The organism is Mesorhizobium sp. PL10 (genome assembly GCF_053714315.1).
The window spans coordinates 18,246-27,598 of record NZ_JBSKBR010000036.1; the positions used below are offsets into that span (position 1 = coordinate 18,246).

The following is a 9,353-nucleotide window of genomic DNA, read 5'->3' on the forward strand; positions in this document are numbered from 1 at the left end:
TTGACAAGTGACCACTTCCGAGCTTTCTCATCTCCCGCAAAGGCAGGGGGGAGCGGCTTACACGCTTTCGCGACGCTCTTCCTCTCCATCGTCTTCCTGGTCCTGCCGGCGCTTGCCGCCCGCGCCATGGAAATCCAGTCCGTCACCTCATCCAAGGGTGTCACCGCCTGGCTGGTGGAGGACTATTCCGTGCCGGTTGTCGCCATACGCTTCACCTTCGGCGGCGGCTCGACGCAAGATCCGCCGGGCAAGGAAGGGCTGGCCAATCTGATGACCCGCCTATTTCCTGAGGGCGCCGGCCCTCTCGATTCGGAAGCCTTCCAGATCAAGCTCGACGATGCCGGCGTCGAACTGAGCTTCGAGGAGACCCGCGACAGCATCCACGGCTCTATGCGCGTGCTGGCCGAACAGCGCGACGAGGCATTCGACCTGTTGCGGCTGGCGGTCAACGAGCCGCGTTTCGACCTGGAACCGGTCGATCGCGTCCGCGCCCAGATCCTGTCCGGCATCATCGCCAACGAGAATGATCCCCACACGGTGGCGCAGAACCGATGGGCGCGCGCCGTCTATGGGGATCATCCTTATTCGCGCTCCGACCAGGGCACCAGGCAGAGCATCGCCGCCATCACGCAGGATGATCTGAAGGCCCTCCACAAGGCAGTCTTCGCGCGGGGCGGGCTGCATGTCGCGGTCGTCGGAGCTATCGACCCGGAAACGCTGAAGAAGAAGCTGGATCTGGTGTTCGGCGGCCTGCCACAGAACCAGGCGGTTGCCTCCGTCGTCGATATTGAACCCAAGCTGGCGCAGCATATCGAGGTCGACTACGACCTGCCGCAGACCTCGTTGAAACTCACCTGGCCCGGCGTGAAGCGCGAGGCTGCCGATTTCTTCCCAGCGGTGCTGCTGAATGAGGTTCTCGGCGGTCCCTTCACCTCGCGCCTGTGGCAGGAAGTGCGCGAAAAGCGCGGGCTGGCCTACAGCGTCAACTCCTCGCTGATCAACCAGGACCATGCCGACGCCCTGATCGTAACCACCGCCACACGCTCGGACCGCGCGACAGAGACGCTTGGTATCGTGCGGAACGTGGTCAAGCGGCTGGCCGAGGACGGCCCGACCGAGGCCGAACTGGAGGCGGCCAAGAAACATTTGGTCGGCGCCTATGCCATCAGCAATCTGGATTCATCGAGTTCTATAGCTGTGACCTTGGACCGGCTGCAGCTCGATGGTCTCGGCATCGACTACATGGAGCGCCGCAGCGGCCTGATCAACGCGGTGACGCTCGATCAAGTCAAGGCGGCGGCAAAGAAGCTGTTGTCGACCGAGCCGACCGTGCTCGTGGTCGGTCCCCCGCTGGCTGCGGCCAGAAAGAGGTGAGCCCGACCTTATCGCCTTCCGCGGTGGCGGGGGGCGGTCTGGCGCGCATCTATTTCATCGCGCGAAGCGGACCGGCTGGGCGGGCAGGCGCCCAGCCTTGCCGTTCTTGACAAACTGCTCCCGCCCGCAAGCAACCGTGCAGTCGTTTCTTCGATAGCCATGCGATGACTGTCCTTTCCACCCTCATGGCCTCACGCAGAAGCCGGGGTACCCAGCGCAGGGTTGCGGCGTCACCGATACGCCGAAGCAGCCGGGTACCGCCGAGCCCAATCGGTCGTCGACACCCGCGGGCGGGCCTGGCCAAAAGCAAACGTGTGCCGCGGCTTTCTCTTGACCACCGGCAGGTCTTTGGCCCTTGGCTTGCGCTCCTGCAGCCGGGTGGTAGGCGCTCTTTAAACCGAAAACCGATGCGGTCGAACGCAAGCTGACTCAGCGTGTTGAGTATCCACCTAGAGCCGGGTTGTCGGCGTATGTCGTTCCGGCCAGGCAGGAGAAGATTGCCGCGCTGCCCCGAAGCCCAAGCAAGCTAAGGTACAACAAAGGCCGCGTAATGACATCGGGCCTCTAACTTTCGCAGGATGCAGAGCCGGTCGGATCCGCAGACACTCCCGGACCTACCGTTATGCGATTCTGATGAGCTCGCACGGGTACCTCAAACGCATCTGCAATTCTACCAAGAACGCTGACACTGGCCGAAACCTGAGCACGCTCGATCGAGCCGACATAACGCATGCTCAGCCCAGAACGGGCTGCCAGTTCCTCCTGCGTCAGATCCTGATCATGGCGCAAACGACGCAAATTGATGGCCAAGATCTCCTTGAGATCCATGGCCGACTAGAAATCAGAAGAGGAACTGACGTTCTAGGAATGATCGTTCCTATTCTCTATAGTAGGAACCCGACTGAAGAGTGCTTGTTGAAGGGGACAGCTCTCCTGTGCTCAAACCGCTACTCGATTCCGATGTTGCCGACGTCGCTCCAGATGCCCCCATCCTGACCGGCTACGACGGGGAGCGACTGCTCACTTATATCCGCCTTCTCGATGCGGCGGCCGAGAACGCCGACTGACGCGACGTGGCGAGAATCGTTCTGCATATCGATCCCACGAAGGAGCCGGAACGGGCATTCCGAGCATGGGAAACACATCTCGCGCGAGGCTGATGGATGACCACGAACGGTTATCGCTATCTGCTGGCTGGCGGAGCACCGCACTGAACCCGACCGGCCCGGATGGCGTCTGCTGATTCGCGATTTGCTGACTTTCTGACTGCCGAAGGGCACCAGGCTCTCTCGCGATGGTTACGAGACATATATCACTTCGTCTGGTGAGCATGACAGCCTGCTCCACGCCTGCGCCATTGTGCTGCCGCTGATGAAGGAGAATTCAAACCGAGCCTCCCGATCCCGGCGGGTCCTGAAATGGCTGTCGGCTCGGCGCCCCGTCATGGTTCACTGCCTCAGCAAATCAAGCTATGGCACCTTCTCAATCTCGGTCTATGATGGCCCTGGCGGGCCGCTTACCGCCTGCACAACGCGCCTTCCTCCGCAATTGGACGCGCTTCGATGATGGAGAGCGAAACCCCGGATGCGAAGCACTTCGTCGTGCATGGCGCCTTGCTGAGGTCTACGCCGCGTCCCGTCGATTCATCATTTGGGAAATCTGCTTTTTCCAGGGGGTGCATACGAAAAACCCGCGCCTACGAGAAGGCGCGGGCATGTTGCCTGGGCTTGTGGTGCTGCGGCGCTGCGGCATCGCTCATTTGTGCATAACTTCGCACAACGGCCAATCAAATTTGTCCGGGCAGCCGCACTTGTTGCCCAGAGGCAAGCAGCGTGAATTGATGATAACGCGGTAAAGATCAAGGGCTTATCGACAAAAGGCTGCGTCTGGCACGCCTGATGCGAACTAAGATTCAGCAGCCGCGAGCTGCTGAAGCTTAGTCCCGGGAGGTCGGGTCTCCCGATCGGGGCGCAACGGAGGATATCATGCAGACGACGATCGCTGCCGCCAAGCCGCGCGGCAAGATTCCCTTCTATCGGCATCTCTATGTGCAGGTCCTGGTGGCGATCGCCGCCGGCGTGCTTCTGGGCCATTTCTATCCGGAGACAGGTGCCGCGATGAAGCCGTTCGGCGACGCCTTCATCAAACTGGTGAAGATGATCATCGCGCCGGTGATCTTCCTGACGGTGGCGACCGGCATTGCCGGCGTATCTGACCTGCAGAAAGTCGGCCGTGTCGCCGGTAAAGCGATGGTCTATTTCCTAGTGTTCTCGACGCTGGCGCTGGTTATCGGCCTCATCGTCTCGAACGTTGTCCAGCCCGGCGCCGGCATGCACATCAATCCGGCCTCACTCGACGCATCGAAAGTGGTGACCTTTACCGAAAAGGCGCATGACACCACCATCGTCGGCTTCCTGATGAACATCATCCCCGACACGATCACCGGCGCCTTCGTCCAGGGCGATGTATTGCAGGTGCTGTTCTTTTCGGTGCTGTTCGGCATTGCGTTGGGGCTGGTCGGCGACCGCGGCCGTGCGGTCGTCGATTTTCTGCAGGCGCTGACCGCACCGATTTTCCGCCTTGTCGCCATATTGATGAAGGCAGCCCCGATCGGCGCTTTCGGCGCCATGGCCTTCACCATCGGCAAATACGGAATCGGCTCGATGGCCAATCTCGCCATGCTGGTCGGCACGTTCTACGCGACCTCGCTGCTGTTCGTCCTGGGGGTGCTCGGAGCGGTCGCTCGCTACAACGGCTTCTCGATCCTGGCGCTGATTCGCTACATCAAGGAAGAGTTGCTGCTGGTTCTCGGCACCTCCTCGTCAGAGGCGGCGCTGCCCGGCCTCATGGTCAAGATGGAGCGCGCCGGCTGCAAGCGGTCGGTGGTCGGCCTAGTCATCCCGACCGGCTATTCCTTCAACCTCGACGGCACCAACATCTACATGACGCTGGCCGCATTGTTCATCGCACAAGCGACGGACACGCCTCTCACTCTCGGCGACCAGGTCCTTTTGCTTCTCGTCGCCATGCTCAGCTCCAAAGGTGCCGCGGGCATCACTGGCGCTGGCTTCATCACTTTGGCCGCCACGCTGTCCGTGGTGCCCGCCGTCCCGGTTGCCGGCATGGCGCTGATCCTGGGCGTCGACCGCTTCATGTCGGAGTGCCGGGCGCTGACCAACCTCGTCGGCAATGCGGTCGCGACGATTGTCGTGGCGCGGTGGGAAAAGGAGCTCGATCAGGCGAAGCTCGCCGCCGCCATGGCCGGTGAATTGCCAGTTGAGGCAGACCTGTCGCTGCCGCAAGTCGAGGATGTCTCCAGCTCGCCCAACGATCACCCACGGTTCTGGGGCAACGAGATGTATGAAAACAAACCTCATTGAGACGATTCAGCACGGGCCGGTTTTGCTGCCGGGCGGGCTTGTCGACCACTCGCGCCATCGAAAACCGATGCGTCATCTCCCGGCAATTCTTTGCGCCTTATGGCCCAAGGACCTGTGACGTCGAGGAATGGCGCTCAGTTTGCCAATCACTATAAAATCTCGGATCGGGCAGCGCCGGGAGCTAAGCACAATCGCTTCGATGCAGCTCGGATGGCTTGTGGGATCATCCGGCAGAGTTCTCATTAAGCCTCTTGAGCACAAATCGCTTGCTTTCGAGCACGCTCTCTTCGAGCGACTTGGCACCGGCCCAATGCGCGGCGATGGCGCTGGCCAGCATGCACCCGGTCCCGCGCATCCACCCGGCAAGACGCGGTGTATCGAAGCGAATGGGTTCTTGATCCGAACTCAACAGAATATCTATCGATAGTGGTCCCGTTGCGTGGCCGCCCTTCAACAACAGCGCTTTCGGCCCGGCCGCAAGCAATCTTTTTCCCTGCCGCAGAGCCTCATCATCGTCCGCTGCCAGTTCCGATCCCGTCAGGATCGCCAGTTCGATGAGATTTGGCGTGACGAGATGGCAAAGCGGCATGAGTTCCCGCTTCATGACGCCAAAGCGCGCGCTTGCAGCAGCGGCCTGCCGGACGAGGAGGCCCGCACCGGATCGAGCACTGCCGGTATCCGCGGATTTTCGCGCAGCACGGTGACGACCGCAGCGATGATCTTCGCGGTCGCGAGCATGCCGATGTTGATGGCCGCCACCTCGTTGGCCTGCAACGCCGCCCGCATTTGATCAGCCACCAGGCCAGGCTGCATAGGACGGATATCCCCGACGGCGTCGTGTGTCTGCACCGTTACCGCGGTGATGGCAAGGCAGGTGCGCACGCCGATGGCAGAGATCGTCTCGATGTCGCGCGCAATCCCGGCACCTCCGCTGGAATCCGATCCGCCAACGACAAGCACATGCGGGTCTTGCTTCAGCGCCATTGCTCCGTCTTTTTGATCCAATCCTTGGTGCGCGCCTCGGGATCCGGGTTCAGCGTTATGTCCGTCACCACCGCCGCGCTGACGGCGCCGGCCTCGAAAACGCCATCGAGCCGCTCGGGATTGAGGCCGCCGATGGCGATCAGCGGAATAGGCGCGACCCAGCCCTTCCACGCCCGGATCCTCTCGAGCCCCCTGCGGCGCCCATTTCATCTTCTTAGGATGGTCGGATAGACGGGACCCAGCGCGACATAGTCGGGCCCGGCTGCCATGGCCGTCTCCCGTTCGGCATGATCATGGGTGCTCAGTCCGAGAGCCTGATGCCGGCCGCCTGTATCTCGAGGAGGTTGGCGGTCTGGAGACCCTCCTGGCCGAGATGTACGAAGTCGCAGCCCTCTTCGATCGCCAGCCGCCAATGATCGTTGACGATGAGCTGGCAATGTGTCGGGCGCATAAGGCTTTCGCTTTGCGGATTTCCGCGCGCAGCCCGTCCTCGTCCATATGCTTGATGCGGAGTTGCACCAATCTGACGCCGAGCGGCACCAGCCGCTCGATCCAGGCGACGCTGTTGACGACCAGGTAGAAGGGATCGAGCTTCATGAAAAAACCGCCCTGCCCAATGTCGGCGTCGACGGCATGGCGGCGGCGCGCGGCTCGATCAGTCCCGAACCATAGGCTTCGCGGCCGGCATCGACCGCCTTGCTGAAAGCGCGCGCCATGCTCACCGGATCGGCCGCCTTGGCGACCGCCGTGTTGAGGAACACGGCGTCAAAGCCGAGTTCCATGACGGTTGCCGCGTGCGACGGCCGTCCGAGCCCCGCATCGACGATCAACGGCACGTCGGGGAAATACCCGCGCATCGAGCGCTGCGCCATGATGTTGATCGGCCCGAGCGCCGAACCGATCGGCGCGCACCACGGCATCAGCACCTAGCAGCCCGCCTCAAGCAGCCGCTCGGCGACGACAAGGTCGTCGGTGGTGTAGGGGAACACGATGAAACCGTCCTCGCAAAGGATGCGCGTGGCCTCGACCAGGCCGAAGACGTCGGGCTGCAGCGTGTCGTGGTTGCCGATGACTTCGAGCTTGATCCAGGGCGTGCCGAAGACCTCGCGCGCCATCCTCGCGGTCGTCACGGCTTCCTTCACTGAATGGCAGCCTGCGGTGTTGGGCAGGACCCTCACGCCGAGCGAGCGGATCAGTGACCAGAATTTCGAGCCGGCCTTGCCGCCGGCCATTTCACGGCGCAGCGGGACGGTCACCACCGAGGTCCCCGACGCCTTGACCGCATCGGCAAGGATCGCCGGTGAAGGATATTGGACGGTGCCGAGAAGCAGGCGTGAGACAAGCGTCGTTCCAAAAAGGTCGAGCATGGTGCTAGCCTCCCTGCATCGGTGACAGGATCTCGATCCGGTCGCCCTCGCTCAACGGAAATTCTGCCCGGTTGGCTGCATGCACGAGATCGCTGTTGACGGCCGTCGCCAGCCAATCGCCTTCATAGTTGAGGCCAGCAAGCAGCGCCGCCAGTGTCGTGGCGTCACTTTCAAGCGCTTCACCGTGGACGGTCAGTTTCATGGGTAAGCTCCACGCGTTTGCCGTGACTGGAGAAAATTTCGGCCGCCAGGCGCGCCATGGCCGCCGCAAGAAGAAAGCCATGGCGATAAAGTCAATTGAGCGCGATGGTCCTTCCACGCGCTTCGACACGCGGCAGATTGTCGGAAAAGGCCGGACGAACTCCGACGCCGGTCTCGACGATACCGGCCTCGCCGAAGGTCGGATGGAGCGCGCAGGCAGCGCTGAGAAGTTCCATCAGCGAACGAACCGTGACCGAACCACTGTCGTCGCTCTCCATCATCGTCCCGCCGGCCATGAAACGACGATCGCTGCGCGGCACCACATAGAGCGGAAAGCGCGGATGCAGCAGCCGGATCGGGCGCGACAGGGAGATATCGGGCGTGCGCAGGATCAGCATTTCGCCGCGAATGCCGCGCTGCCTCTCATCGCCCGCCGCCATTCCCATGCAGTCGATCTCGCGCTCGAATCCGGAAAGCTGCCGAGCGTCCGTGGCAAAGCGGAAGGCGACGCCCATAGGTCGAGATGCGCCTCGCCGGGGAAGAAAAGCCCGCGGCGAAAACGGCCGGCGAGGTCGGGCTCTAGCAGCGCGATTTCGTCTTCGTCGACACCCCGATGGCCTGACGTGCGGCTAGCGAAGCGGTCGAGCTCGCCCGCGTCGCGCGGAGCTGCCACAACCAGTGTTCCGGCCCGTGTCACCTGGCCGGCCAACACCGCCTCCCACCAGTCGGCGGCATCGCGCCCGAGATCCAGCACCAGCTGCTCGGCGCTTTCACGCTCGCACCATGGCGCCAGCATGCCGCCGGCGAACCACGACGCGTTGCCGCCGAGGCCATGCCTTTTCTCCGCAACGGTCACCGCCGCGCCGCCTATGGCGAGCTCGAAGGCGGCGGTGAGGCCGACGACGCCGGCCCCTGACCAGCACCCTCATGACGGCTCATGCGCCTCCGGCATGAGTGGTGCACCGGTCTCGTCCGCCCGCACGTAGAGATCGCCGCCTTCGCGATATTTCGCCGCCATCGCCGCCATGCCGTCCTTCTGCGCCTCGGCTCGGATGTCGTGGGAGATGCGCATCGAGCAGAGTTTCGGGCCGCACATCGAGCAGAAATGCGCCAGCTTGTGCGCTTCCTTCGGGCAAGGTCTCGTCGTGGAACGAGCGGGCCGTTTCCGGATCGAGCGACAGGTTGAACTGGTCCTCCCAGCGGAACTCGAAGCGCGCGCGGGAGAGGGCATCGTCCCTGACTTTCGCCGCGGGATGACCCTTCGCCAGGTCGGCGGCGTGCGCGGCTATTCTGTAGGTGATCACGCCGGTCTTGACGTCATTGCGATCGGGAAGGCCGAGATGCTCCTTCGGCGTGACGTAGCAGAGCATGGCGGTACCGAACCAGCCGATCATCGCCGCGCCGATGCCGGAGGTGATGTGGTCGTAGCTAGGCGCGATGTCCGTCGTCAGCGGTCCAAGCGTATAGAACGGCGCTTCGCCGCAGACGGCGAGCTGCTTGTCCATGTTCTGCTTGATCTTGTGCATCGGAACGTGGCCGGGCCCCTCGATCATCACCTGGCAATCCTTCGCCCAGGCGACCTTCGTTAGTTCGCCGAGCGTTTCGAGTTCGGCGAATTGCGCCGCGTCGTTGGCGTCGGCGATCGAGCCGGGGCGAAGGCCATCGCCCAGCGAAAAGGACACATCGTAGGCGCGGCAGATGTCGCAGATTTCCTCGAAATGCTCGTAGAGGAAGCCCTCCCGGTGATGGTGCAGGCACCATTTGGCCATGATCGAGCCGCCGCGCGAGACGATGCCAGTGACCCGGTCGACGGTCAGCGGGATGTAGTGCAACCGCACTCCGGCGTGGATGGTGAAATAGTCTACGCCCTGTTCGGCCTGTTCGATCAGCGTGTCGCGGTAGACCTCCCAGTTGAGGTCCTCGGCGATGCCGCCGACCTTTTCCAGCGCATGGTAAAGCGGCACCGTGCCAATCGGCACCGGTGCGTTGCGCACGATCCATTCGCGGATGTTGTGGATGTTACGGCCGGTTGACAGATCCATCACCG

The 9,353-nt window shown here is 62.7% G+C and carries 3 protein-coding genes and 8 pseudogenes; 3 read left to right on the plus strand and 8 right to left on the minus strand.

Annotated features, from left to right (window positions below; translation table 11 throughout):
* On the plus strand, window positions 1-1,374 hold the full coding sequence (locus ACWGTO_RS30035; RefSeq protein WP_454578405.1) for a M16 family metallopeptidase: 1,374 nt from the start codon (window positions 1-3) through the stop codon (window positions 1,372-1,374).
* A 620-nt stretch (window positions 1,375-1,994) separates the two neighbouring features.
* Here the strand turns inward: ACWGTO_RS30035 and ACWGTO_RS30040 are convergent.
* Window positions 1,995-2,202, minus strand: a pseudogene (locus ACWGTO_RS30040) (helix-turn-helix domain-containing protein).
* Window positions 2,203-2,309: 107 nt separating this feature from the next.
* Between ACWGTO_RS30040 and ACWGTO_RS30045 the strand changes: the two are divergent.
* Together ACWGTO_RS30045 and ACWGTO_RS30050 are read left to right on the plus strand one after the other, a co-directional pair.
* A pseudogene (locus ACWGTO_RS30045) lies at window positions 2,310-2,534 on the plus strand (DUF2285 domain-containing protein).
* A gap of 825 nt (window positions 2,535-3,359) precedes the next feature.
* Window positions 3,360-4,682 (plus strand): annotated as a pseudogene (locus tag ACWGTO_RS30050) (dicarboxylate/amino acid:cation symporter); the annotation flags it as partial.
* 295 nt (window positions 4,683-4,977) lie between these two features.
* On the opposite strand, the pseudogene ACWGTO_RS30055 reads toward ACWGTO_RS30050, so the two are convergent.
* From ACWGTO_RS30055 to thiC, 7 genes and pseudogenes are all read right to left on the minus strand, one after another.
* Window positions 4,978-5,738, minus strand: a pseudogene (locus ACWGTO_RS30055) (hydroxymethylpyrimidine/phosphomethylpyrimidine kinase).
* Window positions 5,729-6,007: pseudogene (locus ACWGTO_RS30060) on the minus strand (thiamine phosphate synthase). Before ACWGTO_RS30060 ends, ACWGTO_RS30055 begins: the two co-directional pseudogenes overlap by 10 nt.
* A gap of 32 nt (window positions 6,008-6,039) precedes the next feature.
* Window positions 6,040-6,189 (minus strand): thiamine phosphate synthase, encoded by a 150-nt coding sequence (locus ACWGTO_RS30065; protein WP_454578402.1) that lies wholly within the window; start codon window positions 6,187-6,189, stop codon window positions 6,040-6,042.
* Between the two features lie 142 nt (window positions 6,190-6,331).
* Window positions 6,332-7,105, minus strand: a pseudogene (locus tag ACWGTO_RS30070) (thiazole synthase).
* Window positions 7,106-7,109: 4 nt separating this feature from the next.
* Window positions 7,110-7,307: a sulfur carrier protein ThiS gene (gene thiS / locus ACWGTO_RS30075; RefSeq protein WP_454578403.1), complete on the minus strand. Its 198-nt coding sequence runs from the start codon at window positions 7,305-7,307 to the stop codon at window positions 7,110-7,112.
* Window positions 7,285-8,235: pseudogene (locus ACWGTO_RS30080) on the minus strand (FAD-dependent oxidoreductase). Before ACWGTO_RS30080 ends, thiS begins: the two are co-directional and overlap by 23 nt.
* Window positions 8,232-9,353 (minus strand): annotated as a pseudogene (gene thiC, locus ACWGTO_RS30085) (phosphomethylpyrimidine synthase ThiC); the annotation flags it as partial. The pseudogenes thiC and ACWGTO_RS30080, both read right to left, overlap by 4 nt.